This window comes from Bacillus sp. FSL L8-0199 (genome assembly GCF_038005705.1).
Classification (GTDB): domain Bacteria; phylum Bacillota; class Bacilli; order Bacillales; family Bacillaceae_G; genus Bacillus_A; species Bacillus_A cereus.
This window is the reverse complement of record NZ_JBBOTS010000001.1, coordinates 1,418,452-1,436,536: the sequence shown is the minus strand read 5'-3', so window position 1 is coordinate 1,436,536 and position 18,085 is coordinate 1,418,452. Positions and strand designations below refer to the sequence as shown.

Sequence of the window (18,085 nt, the reverse complement as noted above, 5' to 3'; positions counted from 1 at the left end):
TCTTAGCTGTTTTTTCTTTTTTGAACTTGTACAATAAATTCTTTTTCATACTTCTTACCATTTATATAGAAATTCCCCCACATTTTATACGTGCCCTCGGCAGGAAATGTAATTCGGTATTGTAATTGTTCATCCGTATCTACAGGCATAGCGTATAAAAAATTCTCCTTCGTTTCATCCACTATATAGAGTGACTCTACTTCTCCTCTCTCTGAATGCAATTTCAATTTTTCACCCTTTTTCGCTTGAAACTGAAATGTTAACGTAACTGGTTCATTCGGATGTAATGCGCCAAATAAAAGAGAAACTTCATACTCTCCTATTTTTTTTGTAAGTACACTGTCGATTGGAAATTTCACTTTTTTCTTATTGTTCTCCTCTTTCGTTCTACCAAAATTCTTCCTAGCGAATGACTCTACGGACTTATTTTTGTCTTCGTATAAAAATATTGTATATTCTTCGTCTTTCGCTATTTTGGAAGATAACTTATATGACCCGTTCCCTGCAAATGTGGGTTTAATTTGTTGTATGTTTTTTAACTGTCCATCTACAATCACTGCCCGCATTTGATCATTTACACCACGAATTTCATTATTCTTGTTGTTTAACAACTGAAATACAATATCTACTTTCTCATTTCCCTTTCCATTTGAAACATCCCACTTTACTTCCTGAACATCTCCTACAGTCTCTTCGTTTTCTTGATATTTTTTTATGTAAAATCCTCCTGCCACAATAAGTACTAACGCAATAAGCCCAATGACAAGATTTTTCAAAACATCACCTACCATTTTTATTGTCTCTATTCATACAAAACTTCTTAAGATATATATTCTAGATTATGATTTATGAAATCCTCCTATTTTGCACATATTACAAATAATAAAAAGATTTTAATTGAAAGGATTCGTAGTGTATAATGCAAATGATATTGATTTCTATCAATACATTATAAGGAGGACTTTTTTATGAGTGTACATATCGAAGCAAAACAAGGCGAAATCGCTGAATCTATTCTATTACCTGGTGATCCATTACGTGCAAAATATATCGCTGAAACATTTCTAGAGGACGTTACTTGCTATAATAATGTGCGTGGTATGTTAGGTTTCACTGGAACTTATAAAGGAAAACGTGTATCTGTTCAAGGTACAGGTATGGGTGTTCCTTCTATTTCTATTTATGTAAACGAATTAATCCAAAGCTACGGAGTTAAAAATTTAATTCGCGTTGGAACTTGCGGTGCAATTCAAAAAGATGTAAAAGTTCGTGATGTTATTATCGCAATGACGGCTTGTACTGATTCTAATATGAACCGTTTAACATTCCCAGGATTTGATTTTGCACCAGCTGCAAACTTTGACCTTTTAAAGAAAGCTTATGATGCTGGAACTGAAAAAGGATTACACGTTCGTGTCGGTAACGTTTTAACAGCAGATGTGTTTTATCGTGAAAGCATGGACATGGTTAAAAAACTTGGAGATTACGGTGTATTAGCAGTAGAAATGGAAACAACTGCTCTTTACACATTAGCAGCGAAATACGGTGTAAATGCATTATCAGTATTAACAGTTAGCGATCACATCTTCACTGGCGAAGAAACAACATCTGAAGAGCGTCAAACTACATTTAACGAAATGATTGAAATCGCTTTAGATGCAGCAATTCAACAATAGTACACTAAAGAACTTGTCATACGTCTGGCGAGTTCTTTTTATGTGACTTTTTATAAATAACTACTTTATAAAGAGACAGATTTCTCCCCTCTACTTTCTTGTAACGTTTGTTATAATAAAGTGAAACTTTAATCAGTGGGGGTTTTTTCCATCCCCCACTGATTATTAGTTGAACCAATCGGATTTTACGGGCAATTGATCTCCCATTTAACTCCCTTGTATTCGCCGAATTTTGAAGTGGGAGTCTTATTGCCCGTTAAAGCGGGATAAAGAAATCATTTACAGTATTTCTCATAAGAGGTGACGCAGTGAAAAACAGAAGTATCGTCTTTAAACTATTTTTATTAACATCCACTTTATTTACAATCATATTCCTACTTTTTTTCCTAGGACAATCTCTATTTTTAGAGAAATTTTATATTAATAAGAAAGTAAAAACAGTCCAAACTGCTTTTGAAAAATTCGTAGATAATTATGATAAAAGTGATAAAAGTTATGAGCAGGTTAGAAAACTAAAACAAGAATTTCATGATAAAACAAATGCCGATATGCAGTTTTTAGATTCTAACGGTATTATTAAAAGTGATAACAATTACTATATCGATGTATTTAATCCCAACAATAATAAACAGTATTCCATTCCACTCAATAATCTTTTAACACCAGAAGAATATAATAAATTCGAAAATTTAGGTTTAAAAAAAGATGTAATAATCAATGTTGATGGAGTCGTGCAAGAGAATAATATAATCACACCACAAAAATTAGGAACGAATTATAATCAATGGCAAAACGAACATTTCTATTCGGATTTTCAATCAATTAATGGAAATCCTTCTAAGAATAGACTTGCAAGCCGATACAAATCTACAACTCGAATCGTCTTTACAGGTGTTATAACTAAGTTACAGCTTCCATCAAAAGCTGAGGTTCGCCTTGCAAATGATATTGAAACATTACAAGCCGTTCAATATTTTGCTGATATGATTAGAGAGGGCACTTCTAACTCGAACCAATTAAGTACTTTCATATTAGATGGTGGAGAAAATATAAAAAATAGTATCTTTGTAAAACCGATTATAGAAAATGGAAGGATTACAGAATATGCTTTTGCGATAGCATCTTTGCAGCCTGTTAATGAAGCGATGCTCGTTTTAAAAGATTATTATGTCTATGCCTTAATCATCGTGTTTCTCGTAATTATTTTGTTATCCTTCTACTACTCAAAAATTATTGTAAAGCCACTAATTAAAATAAATCGTGTTACAAAAAAAATGGCTAATTTTGATTTCAGCGAGAAATTACCTGTTACAGCTGACGATGAAATTGGCGGGCTTTCTGGCAGTATCAATACATTATCTGTAAATTTAAAAGATCGAATCGATCGATTAAATGTTGCTAATACAAAGTTACAACAAGATATTGAACGTGAACGTCAATTAGAAAAAACAAGAAAAGAATTCATTTCTGGCGTATCACACGAATTAAAAACACCGCTAAGTGTAATTAGAAGTTTTGCAGAAGGAATTAAAGATGGTGTTAGTAAGGATACTTCGTATTATACTGATGTTATTTTAGAAGAAACAGAAAATATGAACAGGCTGATTGTTGAGATGTTAGAATTAGCAAAGTTGGAATCTGGTACTTACAAACTAGATATGACGACGTTCTCAATCGGTGAATTAACGCAACAAGTCTACACAAAATTATTATTTAGCATGGAAGAAAAACATTTACAAGTGAACATCGATGCAGACCCTTCTATACTTGTTACAGCAAATCGCAGTCGCATTGAACAAGTAGTTGTGAACTTACTAAGTAATGCAATCCGTTATACGCCAGAGGGAGAAAAAATACAAGTCTCCATTATAGAAGCAAAAGATACCGTAAAAGTCGAAATCGAAAATACAGGAAACCCTATCCCTGAAGAAAGCCTTGAAAAAATTTGGGATCGCTTCTATCGTCTAGATGCATCACGTAGCCGTCACACCGGAGGTACCGGTCTCGGATTATCTATTGTAAAAAACATTTTAGACCTCCATCATGCCGAGTATGGTGTGTATAATACGACTAACAGTGTTGTATTCTATTTCAATTTACAAAAAGTAAAAGAAGTCAAATAATTTGTCTTAATTTCACTAGGAGTTCACATGAAATTCACACTCTCCCTTTATAGTAAGAAACAAGTTAATCCTTTCCTTTACACATATAAAAGAGGAGAGTGCGTGAAATGAAACAAGCAGGACAACCTATTCAAAATGAAAAACAATTAGAAACTATCAAAAATATACTTTTACAATCTTCGAAACGTGATGGCTTATTATTCGTATTAGCTGTAAATTCTGGCTTAAAAGTAAGTGAAATCTTACAATTAAAAGTTAGTGATGTAATCGATGAAAATGAAAATGTTCGCCATTCCATTTTATTTTACAATGAAAAAGTGAAGAAACATAAATGGTTTGCTGTAAATGAAGACTTACAGCACGCAATCGAAGACTACATGAAAGAACGTAAAACTTGGAAACGTAATGAACCATTGTTAAAATCTCAAAAAGGAACAAAATCTATTACGAGACAACATGCATGGTACATTTTAAACAAAGCTGCAAAAGAAGTTGGATTAGAAGGGATTAGCTCACATACACTTCGAAAAACTTGGGGTTATTGTGCATACAAATCAGGTGTTGATATTGCGTTTTTACAACACTTCTTTGATCACAGTACTCCATCAAAAACTTTAAAGTATATCGGTATTGCTTAATAACTCTTATACATAAAAAAGGTTACCATTTTAAAATTTGGTAACCTTTTTTATATTTCGTATTCTCTTTTCTTGTCTCTCCTATACTGTAGTGGTACTCTAATAATAAGGGGGAGAAATTATGAACACACTTACAATTGAATTACCAAAAGAAACGGCTGAAAAACTTGATTTATTAAAACAAGCTTATGAAAAGAAAACAGGTGCTTCTATCTCTGAGAGCACTCTCGTTCAAACACTTATCTCAAAAGAATTTATCCAAGCGATAACTCCTTTTGATTTACAACAATTCGTCAATGGAAAAGAACAGCATTAATCGCTGTTCTTTTTTTATCTCTATTTAAAATATACAAAGTTTTTTATATATTTTTAGAAAAACCATTGACAATGATAATGATAACCATTATCATTTATTATGAAGCCAACAATTAATGAATCAACCAAACGCTCAGTAACATTGTTACCCCTCTTTTTCATATAGAAAGGCACTGTACATTCCCCCTGTTTGTACAGTGCCTTTCTTGTTTATTATCATTCAAAAAAATTTAATTGCTCCGGCTTCGGCTCACCATATGTAATGTTCATCATTTTCATAAGCTGTTTCGCATTATCTGCTGCATCCCCACCTGAATTGTTGTTAAACAGTACGTATATATCCTTTGTTTTCTTTTTTAATTGCTCTAGTCGTTCAACCCATTCTTCCAGTTCTTTATTGTTGTAGCGATATAAACAGCGAACCGCTCTCCAATTTTCCCCTTTATCAAGCCAACCATGAACATTTCGACCGTGAAAACGTATTAATGCCATGTCTAAATTCGTAACCTCTAACACAAGTGGCACAGAACCTATCCCAGCCTGGGGTTCATCACAAATTGTATGAATCCATTTCTCCTGTTCTAGAAACTGTAACGTCTTATCTCTCATTTCTGGATAAAACCATGTTTGATTTCGAAATTCTATTGCACATGGTAAACCTTCCATTTTTTCTTTCGTATATCGAAGAAAATCTACATTTTTCTTTTTGCAATCAAACCATGGTGGATATTGAAATAAAATTGTTTTTAATTTATCAGCTTCTATTAAAGGAAGAATAGACTGTTTATACACATCAAACATCTCATCGAACGTAGAAAAAGGAATTTCACCTTTCATATGTCCTGTCATTCCTTGATACGCTTTTACGACAAAAGAAAAATCTTTCGGCGTTTCCATTGCCCATTTTATATAATTTCGTGCAGGTTGCATTGCGTAAAATGAACTATCCACTTCCACAATAGGAAAATACTCGCTGTATGTTCGTAATTTATTTCTATTTTCATAGGGATTTATGTATAAAGAATCATGATCTCCCCATCCTGTCACTCCAATAAACAGCACATATACCCCTCCCTTTTTAACTTCATCTTCTATTCACTTTGCATCATGTAGCCTTTTCTTTAAGGGTATCCTTATAAAAATATGATATACTATATGGAAGAATTTTTAAAATGAGGGGTTATTTATTTATGCTTCCAAACGATGCTACTGTATCTCATGAAAAACGAATTGAAGAACTAGAAAATAAAGTACGTTTTTATGAAGAACTTGTGAATCAATTACCACATCATTTCACATACAAAAATCCACATATTGGTTTACGAATAAAGAAAACTAGAACGACTCATTCCATTCAAGAAATACCAAAAGAGAATAAAGAGGCTCATTTTCAACTTACTTGTGATTCATTATTTTTATTTGAACAACTTGAAAAACACTTTGTACATATTTTTGATGCCTTTTCACATCATGTAACCTTTATCGATAGTAAAGGGAATATTACTTTATGTAATCAAGTTGCTGCAGATGATTTCGGTATAATACGAAATGATATTATCGGAAAACCGATTCAACAATTACTAAACTTGCCGGAAGAAAAAATTAAAGCGATTGAAACATTAAAAACGGGAACAGAAATATATAATGAAGAAGTTTTAGACAAAAACTATGGCATTATAAATAACCGAATTATTCGCGATTATAACGGGGAGATTTTTAGAGTTATTAGTGTCTTTCATTATTTAAATACAGAACGTGATGCAGAGAAGTTTTCGTTAGCAGGGCGAATCGCAGCTGGAATTGCACACGAAGTACGAAATCCTCTTACAACAGTACGAGGATACTTACAATTTTTACAAGAAAGCGTTTCTCCATCAAATAAAGAGTTATTTAAAAACTTGCTTATCCCTGAATTAGATCGTGCAAATAATATTATTACAAAATTTTTAGCCATTTCAAAAACACGGGAATTTACAAGAGAACCGTTTCCCATCAATACATTTTTACGTGACTATATTCAACAGTTACTAGCTAGTGAAGTTTCCTTGCATAATATTTCAATTGATTATAACTTCTCTAATGAATTAGATGATATTTTAGTCAATATTGATCGACATGAACTTGTTCAAGTGTTTTTAAATCTATTTCAAAATGCCGTCGATGCTCAAGGCGACAAACCTCTTTCTATTCAAATTACTAGTTATCGCCTTAATAACTTCATTCGGATTACTTTCACAGATAATGGAATTGGTATTCCTCCAGCTATTCAAGAATATATCTTTGACCCATTCTTCTCAACGAAGGATTCGGGAACAGGACTAGGCTTGTCAGTAACAAAAAAAATCATCCAAAATCATAACGGCACATTAAAAATGACTAGTAATGAAGATGGTACAACTTTCACTATTTCAATTCCAATCTTACCTAAAACAACCCTTGAAAAATTAAATCAATGTAAATAGAGGACTAATCCACGAACTACATGCCAATTGTTAAACACTCCCAACAATTAGCATGTAGTTTTTTATGTTGCACTTTTCTTCTTTACATTATATAAACCTTTCTCTATATCTTACTTATTTCTTTCGTAGGTGGGCCAATTTCTTATTTTTTTAGAAATGGTAGTTTGTCCATCACGAATTTAGTATAAATTTCATTTTAATATATAGTAATGACTAATGATTCTATGAAAGAAAAGAATGAAAAGATGAACAATAAAAATAAAGGAAAAGTATTTTATGGTAATGATTGTTGCGAAGTAAGAGCATGTAGCCATATTAACATCCCTAAGTCAGAACTTACAGAATTTGTTAGACTTCTTCAAGCTCTTGGTCAAGCTATTCTAGTTCAATATGGATCTGGTTGCCTAGGGGGAGGAACTACGGGGACTACTGGTGCTCAAGGGCCTCAAGGCGCTCAAGGACCTGCGGGCGATACAACTGCGACACTATCTGTCATCCGAATTTACTAACCACAATTTCCGAAAATATTTTGGGAGGACTAAGCACATTTATAAGTAATAGATGTGATTTTGATTGTCTATTAAATCTCTCTTTTAATAAAAAGGAGCACTTATTTGGGAGGATAAGTGCTCCTTCTTTACGTTTCTTTACCTCAAATTTACTCTATCTTAATCCTCATTTTGTATGATAAATAGTGAAGTCAAAGATATGAAAGAGGGATGAAAATGAGAGTTATGTCACTAATACGCATTTGGATTGCTCTTATGGTATGCATTATTTTATGTGTAGGATTTTTTTTAACTCTAAAATATTCCACTATTTCAAAAGCAGATAGAAAAACTGTTCCATACAAAATTTTGTATACGAAACAAAGCAACATCCCTTATTCCAATGCAACAAAAAATGAAAAGAAAGTTATAACGGGAATGCTTATTACGAAAGCTTCTAGTTCCGAAGCGTTACTTCAAATTGCTGAAACGATTAAAGATCAGTATACAAATAAAAAAATCGATGAAATTACACTTTCTATCCACAATGAAAATAATGGTAATTACGAAGAAGAATTACCTTACGAACCTATTAGTAAAGGAAAAATAATTGTCACATACGATTCTCAATCCTTTGGCAATACGAACATTATACTTAACGAGTAGTAACTAGTACGGAGAAGGGATAATTTCAATCGTTTAAAATTTCATTTTGTTTTTCATACAAAAAAGAGGCGAATTTCATTATTCGCCTCTTTCTTTTACCAAAATGAAGGAATCCATTCTTTCACTTTATCAATCCACTCTTGTTGCTCTTTTTTTCTTTGTTGTTCCTCTTCTTTCCTTCTCTTCTCTTCTTCTTTTCTTCGTTTTTCCTCTTCTATTGTAGTCAATTGTTTTTTATAATCAGCCTCAGATATGAGCGATAACTGAAATGCTTTTTGAGCTGGATTTGCGTTCGCTTTTTTCATAATATCCCGGAACATTGTCGTCGTAATTTGACTACCACCCGGAACATAATGATCGCTATCTGTTTTATCATATCCTACCCAAATCGCACCTACCAAATCTGGTGTGTATCCAACAAACCATGAATCCTTTGCGCCGGTGCTTGGGCCATTTACAATTTGAGTAGTTCCTGTCTTACCGGCCGTATCAACATTATTAACTTTCGCCTTTTCGCCCGTTCCCTTTTCGACAACGCCTTTTAATAAATATGTCATCTTTTGAGAAATTTTCTCGCTTGTCACTCGTGTCTCTTTCTTATACCACTTTCCAATCGTTTCACCTTCCGCATTTTGTATCTCTCTAATCGCATGAGCTTCCACTTGAACACCATCATTTGCAAATGTACTATACGCTTGAGCCATTACAAATGGGGATGTTCCTACATGCATACCGCCTAAAGCGATTGGATACGTACGATCTTCTGGCACTAATGGAATACCAAATCGCTCTAAAGATTTCAATCCTTTATCTAATCCAATCTGTTCCAATAGCCAAACAGCCGAAACATTGTACGACTTTGCCACAGCTTCATACATTGTCACATCACCGTGAAAAGTATGATCGCTATTTTGTGGTTTATATTCTTTAATATTAAATGGTTCATCTTTCAATATATCGTATACTTCATACCCTTGCTCTAACGCGGGTACATATACAGCTAAAGGCTTTAACGTTGAGCCAGGTTGTCTTTTTAATTGGGTTGCATGATTAAACTGTAAAAACTGGTACGGTCCTCTCCCTCCAACTAAAGCTGGTACACCACCTGTTTTTGGATTCATAAGAACTACACCCGTTTGCATCAGTTGGTCTGAGCCATTATCTTTGAAATAACTATCATTATTCACAACGTCTTCTACAGCCTGTTGTTTTTTCGGGTCAAGCTCTGTATAAATACGATAACCACCCGCTAAAATTTCATTTTGTGTCAATTCGTATTTGTCCATCGCTTCTCTAACAATATAGTCTACATATTGAGAATATTTTCCCTTGTATTTATCATCCACACCACGTTTTAATACAAGACCACTCTCTTTTTCTTTATTATACTGTTCGTCAGAAATATACCCTTGCTCTTTCATTAAGCTTAATACGACATTACGTCTTTCAATTGACTTGTTAAAGTTTTTATAAGGTGAATATGCAGATGGTGCTTTAATCAAGCCTGCAATCGTTGCAGCTTCTGAAATTGATAAATCTTTTACATCTTTATCAAAATAAGATTTTGCTGCCCTTTTTATACCCCAAGCACCTTCCCCAAAATAAATTTGATTCATATACATTTCAATAATTTCATCTTTTGTATAAGTACGTTCTATTTTTTTTGTTAAAAAGTATTCCTTTATTTTACGAGAAAATGTACGATCTTGTGTCAGAAATACATTCTTCGCAAGCTGCTGTGTAATTGTACTTCCCCCTGCTACAACTTCTCCTGCTGTAATATTTTTAAAAACCGCACTTATAATTCCACTATAATAAATACCATGATGGTTAAAAAATTCCTTATCTTCTACTGCAACAATTGCCTGAACCATAATATCAGGAATATCTTTTCTTTTAACGCCTTCTGTTTTCGAAGAAGCTAATTTAGTTGCGACCTCATTATTTGCATCATAAATTAAAGTCGGTTGTGGAACAGCTTGTTTTAATTCAGATATGTCTTGAATGGAAATTATTATATTTACAGCAATAAATAGAGTAACGAGTACACTTCCCAATACAATTAATGAATTACGAAGTTTCTTCCTCTTATTGAACCACTCAAGCATTTTTTTAAAATGAGTGTTCTTCAATTTCATTCGTTCACTTCCTTCATTTATTTACACTCTTCTTTTTAAAAGGAAGAATACACCGCCTTTTAAATTTATTATAATAACGTAGTCATTCCTATAGTGTAAAGCTTTTCTTTTGCATTCATACTTTTTGCAAGAAAAGGACATTCTACAAGTAAGATATTCACTATTGGATATTAATATTATTAATAGAACAACGAGAGTTATGTTAAGTTTTTGTAAACTTTTCGATAAAATGTTTTAAAAAACGACAGTTTTTTGTTAGAATTGATTAGCCAATATATTTTACATATATTACTTTTGTGGGGGTAACAATAATGGTCTTTAAATCAAAAAAAGATAAATTTTCTGAAATGTTAATGAATGTTTCCGAAAATTTAAAAGAAGGCGCGCAGTTTTTCGTGGAGTATAAAATTAAAAATGCTAGCGATTTAAAAGAGTTTTCTATGCGCATGAAAGAGTATGAGTCAAAAGGTGACTCATTTATTCACGAAATCATTATGGAGTTAAACAAAGCGTTTATCACTCCGATTGAGCGTGAGGACATCCTACAACTTGCAATGAGTATGGATGATGTATTAGACGGATTAGATCACAGTGCAGGTCTGTTCGAAATGTATTCTATTACAGAAGCTGATGAATACATGATTAAATTCGTAGAAGCAATTAATCAATGTGCGATTGAGATTGCAAACTCTGTTGAATTAATGTCTAACAAAAAATTAGTCGACATTCGTACAAATGCGATTAAGATTAAGGATTATGAATCACAGTGTGATGATATTCGCCGTCATGCGATTAAGCACTTATTCTCTCGTGAAAAAGATCCGATTAAGATTATTCAATTTAAAGAGATTTACGAAGAGCTTGAAGAAGTAGCTGATAGCTGTCAAAGCGTTGCAAACGTATTAGAAACAATTATTATGAAGAACGCGTAAGGAGTTTGATCATGGATACACTCTTGATACTGACCGTTTTAGTAGTCATTTGCGCTTTAGCTTTTGACTTTATCAATGGATTTCACGATACAGCAAACGCTATTGCAACGGCTGTTTCAACGAAAGCTCTAAAGCCTAGACATGCCATTATTATGGCGGCTATTATGAACTTTTTGGGCGCAATGACATTTACAGGTGTAGCAAAAACGATTACAAAAGATATCGTTGATCCATTCGCCTTACAAAATGGTTCTCTTGTAATTTTAGCTGCTTTGCTTGCGGCAATAGCTTGGAACTTAATTACTTGGTACTACGGTATTCCAAGTAGTTCTTCGCATGCAATTATCGGCGCAATCGCAGGTGCTGCAATTGCGGCCGCTGGGATTAGCTCGCTAAATCTTAAAGGATTCATTAAAATTATTGAAGCTTTAATCATTTCACCGATTATCGCTTTTGTTATTGGTTATATCGTATACAGTATTTTTAAAGTAGTATTTAAAAACTTTAACTTAACGAAAACGAATAAGAACTTCCGTATATTCCAGATTTTCACTGCAGCATTACAAGCCTACACACACGGTACGAATGATGCACAAAAAGCAATGGGGATCATTACGATGGCACTTATGGCTAATAACTATCATACTTCTAGCGATATCCCGTTCTGGGTACAATTATCTTGTGCTGTCGCAATGGGGCTTGGTACTTCTGTCGGTGGATGGAAAATTATTAAAACTGTCGGTGGACAAATTATGAAAATTCGTCCTGTAAATGGTGTAGCTGCCGATTTATCATCATCACTTGTTATTTTCGGTGCAACATTCATTCACTTACCGGTTAGTACGACGCACGTTATCTCTTCTTCTATTTTAGGGGTTGGTGCTTCTCACCGTGTGAAAGGGGTAAAATGGGGAACTGCAAAACGTATGTTAATTACATGGGTTATTACACTTCCTATTTCAGCTTCTTTAGCTGCTCTGTTTTACTACCTATTACATTTTGTTTTCTAATCAAAAGTCGTCTTCCTTATTTTTCTAGGAAGACGACTTTTTTGTGAACAAGCCTATTTCTCATTAAAAAACGTGTATAATAATTGATGGATAAGTTATTTAGAGGAGTTGGCAATTTTGGAATACATCATGTTACTTTTCATCGGACTAATCGCCGGAACAGTCGGCAGCCTAGTTGGGCTTGGAGGCGGAATTATTATTGTTCCGTTATTAATTGGATTACACAGTTTATCACCACAACTTGCAGTAGGGACTTCTATGGTAACAGTCGTTTTCACAGGACTATCTTCCACCCTTACTTACATGAAGCATAAGCGAGTAGATTATAAAAGTGGACTTATTTTATTTATCGGAAGCGGCCCTGGTGGTATTATCGGATCATGGGCAAATAAATTTTTAAACCAAGACACATTTTCTTTATACTTTGGGATTTTCCTTATATTCGTCTCAATTCTACTTATGCTTCGAGACAAATTAAAACCTCTTTCCCTCTCAAATACGTCTGTAATTAAGCGTTCTTTTACAGATAATGATGGAAATACTGTACACTACCAATTCCCACCGTTTCTTGCTATCTTTATCGCCTTTATAGTTGGGTTTATATCTGGATTATTTGGAATTGGTGGCGGTGCCTTACTTGTTCCAGCAATGATGCTTCTTTTTGCATTCCCAGCACATATTGCAGTAGCAACTTCAATGTTCATCGTATTTCTATCAGCAATTGTAAGTTCTGCAACTCACATCTCACTTGGAAATGTCAGCTGGATTTATGCATTAATCCTGATTCCGGGTGCATGGATTGGCGGAAAAATCGGGGCTTACATTAATACAAAACTAAGTGGTAACGCCGTAATTAATTTATTACGTATTACGTTGATTATTCTTGGAACTAGATTAATCATTATTTCCCTTTTATAACGTATTCTTTTTAGAATGCGTTTTTCTTATACACATGAATATAAAAATCCTCCGAGGAGAACAAATAAAATTAAACAAACACATAATAACATATAATTTGAAATATGTACTTTCTTCAAGTTGACCACTCCTATAACTGCGACTGTTATCTTTATGATAGCGAAAAAATAGTTCACTTGCAGTTACAGAGTGCTAACAATGCAAAATCAATTATTACAAATTTTATCCTTATATTTCATTTCTTTGTATATTCTATCGATTTAATAAAAAAAGATGTCATATTGACATCTTTTTTAATGAAGAAGTGACCACCCCATGAAGTCTTCATGTACTTGGCACGCCCTCTTATCGTTTCGATCATATAATTCAGCATAGCTATCTGTTTCTTCATCATAAGCCATCGTATAAATAATTTGGCCGTCTACTTCAACGGATAAAACGACTCCACCTTTCATCTCTTCTACATGAATGATAGCATTCGCCGGAATTCTCATATCCGTCATTCTCATCGCATCTAACAATATACTAAACCCCCTACAGCGTATTCATTGCTAGTACTATTACACACTAAATAGTATACTACTGTAATAGCATACATTTCGTCAATGAAATTGCTGTTGAAATAGCATATTGTCTATATACATATACGCTAAAATAGAAGAAATAGAAACATATTAATGGGGGGCTAACATTGATTCTACACAAAGGAGATGTACTATTCCGTCAAGGCGAGGACGGTCCTTTATACTTTATAAAAACAGGCTTATTAAAAGTAGTTCGGCTAGAAGAAGACGGAACACCATTTTTATTCAACATTATCGTTCCAGGTGAAACGATACCTCATCATTCTTTAATTTCACCGAAAGAATATCACGGTACAGCTATCGCTTTAATAAAAACAGAAGTGGAACCGATCACTAGTAGTGAATGGTACGAGAGACTTCAAGCAAATCCCGAATCGTATGCTAACATCGCTATGCAATTACAATCTAAATTAAGAATGATGCAACAACGAATTGATCAATTGACAACCGTCTCTCCGAAAGAACGTCTTCATCGTTTACAAGAATGGTTCACCCTATATTTAGGTGACATTCCTATATATGAAATATTAACACAAACCGAAATTGGTCAACTGATAGGTATACGCCGTGAAACAGTAAACCGTTTATTACGAGAACAAATAAAAAACGAGGTAAAATAAATACCTCGTTTTTTTGCTTATTGTAAGCTTGTTGCTGGGCCGAAAAATTCATAATGAATATGCTCTTGTTTCACACCTAAATCAGTTAGTGCAGCATTTATATGCTTCATAAATGCTACTGGACCACAGAAATAAAACTCTGCTTCAGTTGTCGGAATAATAGTTTTTAACCATTCACTTTCAATGAAACCTTCTTTATCAAAGTTCTTCATTTCTAAATCTTTTTCAGTCGGTGCAGAATAACAAGTATATGCTTTAACTTGTTCATATTCATTTTCTACTGCCTTAACATCTTCTTTCATTGCATGTGTATTACTATTTATTGCTGCATGAACAAAATATACATTACGTTTTGAATCTTGTTCAATTAACGTATTTAACATACTCATCATCGGTGTAATCCCTACTCCACCACTAATTAGTACAACTGGTAATGTTGAATCCATATTTAACACGAAATCTCCCGCTGGTGCACTTACTGGTAAAACATCTCCTTCTTTTACATGTTCATGTAAGTAATTAGACACTTTACCGTCTGGTGTATCTACACCTTTTTCTTTTTTTACACTAATACGATAATATTCTTTCCCAGGAGCATCGGATAAACTGTATTGACGATTATGTGTATATGTCTCACCTTCAATATTGATTTGAACCGTTACATATTGACCTGGGATGAATGAAGAAACTTTCCCTCCATCTTCAGGTTTCAAATAAAATGACGTAATAACATCGCTTTCCTTCACTTTTTTAACAATCACAAAGTTGCGGAAGTCTTTCCATCCACCTTCTTTATGTGCAGCTTCTTCATACATCTCTGCTTCAATGCTAATGAATGCATCAGCAATGACACCATATGCTTCTCCCCATGCGTTTAAAACTTCATCAGGTGCACCTGCGACCTCTTTAATGGCACGCAGTAAACATGTACCTACAATCGGGTAATGCTCTGCTTTAATACCTAAACTTCTATGCTTATGACCAATTTGTTTTACAACTGGAATAATAGCTTCTAAATTATCAATGTATGTTGCAGCTGCATAAACAGCATTCGCTAACGCTTGTTGTTGTCTTCCCTTTTTCTGATTTGTATGGTTGAAAATATTCAATAACTCCGGATGTTCCGAAAATAAAATTTCGTAAAATCTCGTTGTAATTTCAACGCCTTTTTCTTGTAATAATGGTACTGTTGACTTTACGATTTCAATTGTTTTTGCACTTAACATTGTATCCCACTCCTCTATTTCCTTAACTATTTTTAGTTTAACTGAATCTTATAATGCAGATTGTGATTTTAATCACTATTAACACGGTGTTTTTGTGAATAATATATGAACATTATATTTACAAAAGAAAATAAGCTAACTAGAATTCTAGCTAGCTTATTATTTTGTTTGTATAGCTTGTTCAATTACTTTTATATCTTTCCCATCGCCAAACTCCGTATACCCCCAGATATTCGTTTCACCTCTATATTTATTTACGATGATATCCAAGTCATGATATACACGGTGGGCATACACTACATACTCAATATTTTGAAGTTCCACACCTTTTTTTACAATTTCATAGCTTCTATTTACATCGCGTTTTATTTTTTCATTCTTTATTTCCATATGTATATTTTTTAAAGATTGTTCTTGCTGTTGAAACCATTGCTTAAATTGATTCCAATCCCCATCTGTATAATTCTCTGCTTTACCGTAATTTAAGAAATTATTATAGCTTTCATGTGTCATTCGAATAAAATCTAGCACTTTTGTCTCTTCTTGCACATCTTCTATTTGAGCTATTGTATTTACCTCAGCAGGCTTATTCGCATAATGTAACAGCACATTCATAAGACTATAACTCGCAATAATCATCACGATAATAATACCTAATACATTTAACAATTTCTTCATATACAGAACTCCTTCTCTACTAAAAATATTACAACGTATGACTATACTTGTAACATTCTCTTGTAGAAATATAATTCCTGTATTAATTCTTCCTATCATTTCGACAATATTTTTCTATACATTTCTCGTTGGCAAATGTTCTTGTAAAACAATATATCCTTCATAAGCTGTGTAACCGAGTATAGCCATTAATCCAATATAACAAGCAAATACTGTCCATTTCGTTTTCGCATCCACTTTATAATAGTTTTCTTGTTGTTCCTTTTCTGTTTTCCATTCATTTAATTTTCTTTCTGACGCTTCAAATGCTTCCCTTATGTGAATTGTATACTCATCTTTTTCATCTTCATATGGAACATAATCTAACGGTTCGAACTTCAGTAAAAGATACTCTAACACTTCCATTTTTTGAAGTTCACCTATTTGTAACTCTTTTTCCCGTTCTCTTTGTCTTAATGCATTCATCTCATGATGCATCACGTATATAGTCCGATGTACAGCACCCGTTTCTTTTAATTCCTCTTCAAGCCTAGTAACATATTCTTTCATTCCATCAATTTTATGCCCTAATTCCTTAATCGGCTCATCTCTCTTTATTACTCTATATAACTCCATACAACCGATAATAACAATAAATCCTCCCAAAATACTTTTAAAGTAAATTGAATAGCCAAGTAATAAAATAAGGCCTGCTCCCCAAATTTTAGTACTGACAACTGAAATAATTCGCCCACCATCTAGCGGCGAAACGGGAATTAAATTAAAGAAATTAATCATACTTCCAAGCAAAATAACAAGCGCCCAAAATGGCTCTTTCGTCATTATATAAAGCGGTATCGCTGGTAAAAATGACAGAAGTCCGAAAAGCGGACCCATATATGCAATGTAAGCTTCATCTTTCGCATTTTTCGGCATCTCTTTCATTCCAATAAGAGCCCCCATAAATGGAATAAAGATTGCTGGCGATGTTGGGATCCCCTTTCTTTTCGCAGCCCATAAATGGCCCATTTCATGAACAAACAACAAATAAATGAGCGCCACTCCAAATTTCCAACCATATAGAACTGCGTATGCGCCAAGCGATAGAAACATACTAAATACCGTTGAAAACTTTGCTAATTTAAAAATTGCAAATACCCACTTTAACTTAGACAGTAAAAATAGACCTATCGCAACAATAATTCCCCATAATCCTTTTTTATTATTTTTCATATTCCTCTCCTTTATCTCTCATTAATGAATCATATCATTCATCAAAGCTTGTTCTTTTCTCTATTATGACATATTTTTTTCTATTGTTAGAAATAATGTTTATATAATCCATTTTCAGCCAAAAATATAAATAAAAGGAGGTGTACACAAATGAATTTACAATCTCTTATAATAGGTGCTCTATCGTTTTTAGCTTCAACTCTTATTTTTTATACCGTTAGTTACGTATTATTATTAGATTTGTTGCCCAATCACGTATTTATTGCCCTTGTCATCCTTTCCGCTCTTATGATTTCTTTTCTTATTACACGAAAATCAATGAATGAGCCATCTACAAAAGCAAAGTAATAGAGAGGGGTGCTTTCCCCTCTCTATTATCATTTCCTAGGAAAGGTCATA

19 protein-coding genes are annotated in these 18,085 nt (G+C 33.5%); 12 read left to right on the top strand and 7 right to left on the bottom strand.

The genetic code is table 11. From position 1 onward, the window contains the following. Positions 1 to 2: 2 nt before the first annotated feature. Positions 3 to 791 carry a hypothetical protein gene (locus tag NST86_RS07520; protein WP_000232610.1) on the bottom strand — a complete coding sequence of 263 codons (789 nt, stop codon included), beginning with the start codon at positions 789 to 791 and terminating at the stop codon, positions 3 to 5. A gap of 177 nt (positions 792 to 968) precedes the next feature. Between NST86_RS07520 and deoD the strand changes: the two genes are divergently transcribed. The 4 genes from deoD (at position 969) to NST86_RS07500 (ending at position 4,753) form a co-directional block, all read left to right on the top strand. After that, on the top strand, positions 969 to 1,676 hold the full coding sequence (gene deoD, locus NST86_RS07515; protein WP_000110707.1) for a purine-nucleoside phosphorylase: 708 nt from the start codon (positions 969 to 971) through the stop codon (positions 1,674 to 1,676). 308 nt (positions 1,677 to 1,984) lie between these two features. Beyond that, positions 1,985 to 3,799 (top strand): sensor histidine kinase, encoded by a 1,815-nt coding sequence (locus tag NST86_RS07510; RefSeq protein WP_016117479.1) that lies wholly within the window; start codon positions 1,985 to 1,987, stop codon positions 3,797 to 3,799. A 107-nt stretch (positions 3,800 to 3,906) separates the two neighbouring features. Beyond that, positions 3,907 to 4,437 (top strand): tyrosine-type recombinase/integrase, encoded by a 531-nt coding sequence (locus NST86_RS07505; protein WP_000806236.1) that lies wholly within the window; start codon positions 3,907 to 3,909, stop codon positions 4,435 to 4,437. A gap of 121 nt (positions 4,438 to 4,558) precedes the next feature. Next, positions 4,559 to 4,753, top strand: a complete 195-nt coding sequence (locus NST86_RS07500) for a DUF3924 domain-containing protein (RefSeq protein WP_001094860.1) — start codon at positions 4,559 to 4,561, stop codon at positions 4,751 to 4,753. 215 nt (positions 4,754 to 4,968) lie between these two features. Here NST86_RS07500 and NST86_RS07495 read toward each other — a convergent pair whose 3' ends face one another. Next, positions 4,969 to 5,814 carry a DUF72 domain-containing protein gene (locus tag NST86_RS07495; RefSeq protein WP_016117478.1) on the bottom strand — a complete coding sequence of 282 codons (846 nt, stop codon included), beginning with the start codon at positions 5,812 to 5,814 and terminating at the stop codon, positions 4,969 to 4,971. A 128-nt stretch (positions 5,815 to 5,942) separates the two neighbouring features. On the opposite strand from NST86_RS07495, the gene NST86_RS07490 reads away from it, so the two are divergent. The 3 genes from NST86_RS07490 (at position 5,943) to NST86_RS07480 (ending at position 8,368) form a co-directional block, all read left to right on the top strand. Beyond that, complete coding sequence (locus tag NST86_RS07490; protein WP_000937238.1) at positions 5,943 to 7,214, top strand: ATP-binding protein; 1,272 nt, start codon at positions 5,943 to 5,945, stop codon at positions 7,212 to 7,214. 224 nt (positions 7,215 to 7,438) lie between these two features. Then, entirely contained in the window at positions 7,439 to 7,723 is a 285-nt protein-coding gene (locus NST86_RS07485; protein WP_016117477.1) for a hypothetical protein, read from the top strand. A 216-nt stretch (positions 7,724 to 7,939) separates the two neighbouring features. Further along, positions 7,940 to 8,368, top strand: coding sequence for a hypothetical protein (locus tag NST86_RS07480; RefSeq protein WP_001265577.1), 429 nt, complete (start codon positions 7,940 to 7,942; stop codon positions 8,366 to 8,368). A gap of 95 nt (positions 8,369 to 8,463) precedes the next feature. Here NST86_RS07480 and NST86_RS07475 read toward each other — a convergent pair whose 3' ends face one another. After that, positions 8,464 to 10,506, bottom strand: a complete 2,043-nt coding sequence (locus tag NST86_RS07475; RefSeq protein WP_016117476.1) for a transglycosylase domain-containing protein — start codon at positions 10,504 to 10,506, stop codon at positions 8,464 to 8,466. Positions 10,507 to 10,817: 311 nt separating this feature from the next. Here NST86_RS07475 and NST86_RS07470 point away from each other — a divergent pair, with 311 nt between their 5' ends. From NST86_RS07470 to NST86_RS07460, 3 genes are all read left to right on the top strand, one after another. Continuing rightward, positions 10,818 to 11,438, top strand: a complete 621-nt coding sequence (locus NST86_RS07470) for a DUF47 domain-containing protein (RefSeq protein WP_000231447.1) — start codon at positions 10,818 to 10,820, stop codon at positions 11,436 to 11,438. An 11-nt stretch (positions 11,439 to 11,449) separates the two neighbouring features. After that, positions 11,450 to 12,448 carry an inorganic phosphate transporter gene (locus tag NST86_RS07465; RefSeq protein ID WP_000380270.1) on the top strand — a complete coding sequence of 333 codons (999 nt, stop codon included), beginning with the start codon at positions 11,450 to 11,452 and terminating at the stop codon, positions 12,446 to 12,448. 117 nt (positions 12,449 to 12,565) lie between these two features. Further along, positions 12,566 to 13,366, top strand: a complete 801-nt coding sequence (locus tag NST86_RS07460; RefSeq protein ID WP_000455762.1) for a sulfite exporter TauE/SafE family protein — start codon at positions 12,566 to 12,568, stop codon at positions 13,364 to 13,366. A gap of 293 nt (positions 13,367 to 13,659) precedes the next feature. On the opposite strand, the gene NST86_RS07455 is transcribed toward NST86_RS07460, so the two are convergent. Continuing rightward, the gene (locus tag NST86_RS07455; RefSeq protein ID WP_000883009.1) at positions 13,660 to 13,887 is read right to left on the bottom strand and encodes a hypothetical protein; all 228 of its coding nucleotides are present in this window, start codon (positions 13,885 to 13,887) and stop codon (positions 13,660 to 13,662) included. 170 nt (positions 13,888 to 14,057) lie between these two features. Between NST86_RS07455 and NST86_RS07450 the strand changes: the two genes are divergently transcribed. After that, positions 14,058 to 14,570, top strand: a complete 513-nt coding sequence (locus NST86_RS07450; protein WP_000600585.1) for a Crp/Fnr family transcriptional regulator — start codon at positions 14,058 to 14,060, stop codon at positions 14,568 to 14,570. 17 nt (positions 14,571 to 14,587) lie between these two features. Here NST86_RS07450 and hmpA read toward each other — a convergent pair whose 3' ends face one another. From hmpA to NST86_RS07435, 3 genes are all read right to left on the bottom strand, one after another. Then, positions 14,588 to 15,796, bottom strand: a complete 1,209-nt coding sequence (gene hmpA, locus NST86_RS07445) for an NO-inducible flavohemoprotein (RefSeq protein ID WP_000947320.1) — start codon at positions 15,794 to 15,796, stop codon at positions 14,588 to 14,590. A 159-nt stretch (positions 15,797 to 15,955) separates the two neighbouring features. After that, positions 15,956 to 16,474, bottom strand: a complete 519-nt coding sequence (locus NST86_RS07440; RefSeq protein ID WP_000735229.1) for a hypothetical protein — start codon at positions 16,472 to 16,474, stop codon at positions 15,956 to 15,958. Between the two features lie 114 nt (positions 16,475 to 16,588). Further along, the gene (locus NST86_RS07435) at positions 16,589 to 17,686 is read right to left on the bottom strand and encodes a site-2 protease family protein (protein WP_103653020.1); all 1,098 of its coding nucleotides are present in this window, start codon (positions 17,684 to 17,686) and stop codon (positions 16,589 to 16,591) included. A gap of 150 nt (positions 17,687 to 17,836) precedes the next feature. Here NST86_RS07435 and NST86_RS07430 point away from each other — a divergent pair, with 150 nt between their 5' ends. Further along, positions 17,837 to 18,034: a hypothetical protein gene (locus NST86_RS07430; RefSeq protein WP_001053357.1), complete on the top strand. Its 198-nt coding sequence runs from the start codon at positions 17,837 to 17,839 to the stop codon at positions 18,032 to 18,034. The last annotated feature ends 51 nt before the right edge of the window (positions 18,035 to 18,085 follow it).

What these genes read in the sequence shown, in the direction of transcription:
- NST86_RS07520 (WP_000232610.1), bottom strand. Translation starts at nt 791, where the DNA reads ATGGTAGGTGATGTTTTGAAAAATCTTGTCATTGGGCTTATTGCGTTA.
- deoD (WP_000110707.1), top strand. Translation starts at nt 969, where the DNA reads ATGAGTGTACATATCGAAGCAAAACAAGGCGAAATCGCTGAATCTATT.
- NST86_RS07505 (WP_000806236.1), top strand. Translation starts at nt 3,907, where the DNA reads ATGAAACAAGCAGGACAACCTATTCAAAATGAAAAACAATTAGAAACT.
- NST86_RS07500 (WP_001094860.1), top strand. Translation starts at nt 4,559, where the DNA reads ATGAACACACTTACAATTGAATTACCAAAAGAAACGGCTGAAAAACTT.
- NST86_RS07490 (WP_000937238.1), top strand. Translation starts at nt 5,943, where the DNA reads ATGCTTCCAAACGATGCTACTGTATCTCATGAAAAACGAATTGAAGAA.
- NST86_RS07485 (WP_016117477.1), top strand. Translation starts at nt 7,439, where the DNA reads ATGAAAGAAAAGAATGAAAAGATGAACAATAAAAATAAAGGAAAAGTA.
- NST86_RS07480 (WP_001265577.1), top strand. Translation starts at nt 7,940, where the DNA reads ATGAGAGTTATGTCACTAATACGCATTTGGATTGCTCTTATGGTATGC.
- NST86_RS07475 (WP_016117476.1), bottom strand. Translation starts at nt 10,506, where the DNA reads ATGAAATTGAAGAACACTCATTTTAAAAAAATGCTTGAGTGGTTCAAT.
- NST86_RS07470 (WP_000231447.1), top strand. Translation starts at nt 10,818, where the DNA reads ATGGTCTTTAAATCAAAAAAAGATAAATTTTCTGAAATGTTAATGAAT.
- NST86_RS07465 (WP_000380270.1), top strand. Translation starts at nt 11,450, where the DNA reads ATGGATACACTCTTGATACTGACCGTTTTAGTAGTCATTTGCGCTTTA.
- hmpA (WP_000947320.1), bottom strand. Translation starts at nt 15,796, where the DNA reads ATGTTAAGTGCAAAAACAATTGAAATCGTAAAGTCAACAGTACCATTA.
- NST86_RS07440 (WP_000735229.1), bottom strand. Translation starts at nt 16,474, where the DNA reads ATGAAGAAATTGTTAAATGTATTAGGTATTATTATCGTGATGATTATT.
- NST86_RS07435 (WP_103653020.1), bottom strand. Translation starts at nt 17,686, where the DNA reads ATGAAAAATAATAAAAAAGGATTATGGGGAATTATTGTTGCGATAGGT.
- NST86_RS07430 (WP_001053357.1), top strand. Translation starts at nt 17,837, where the DNA reads ATGAATTTACAATCTCTTATAATAGGTGCTCTATCGTTTTTAGCTTCA.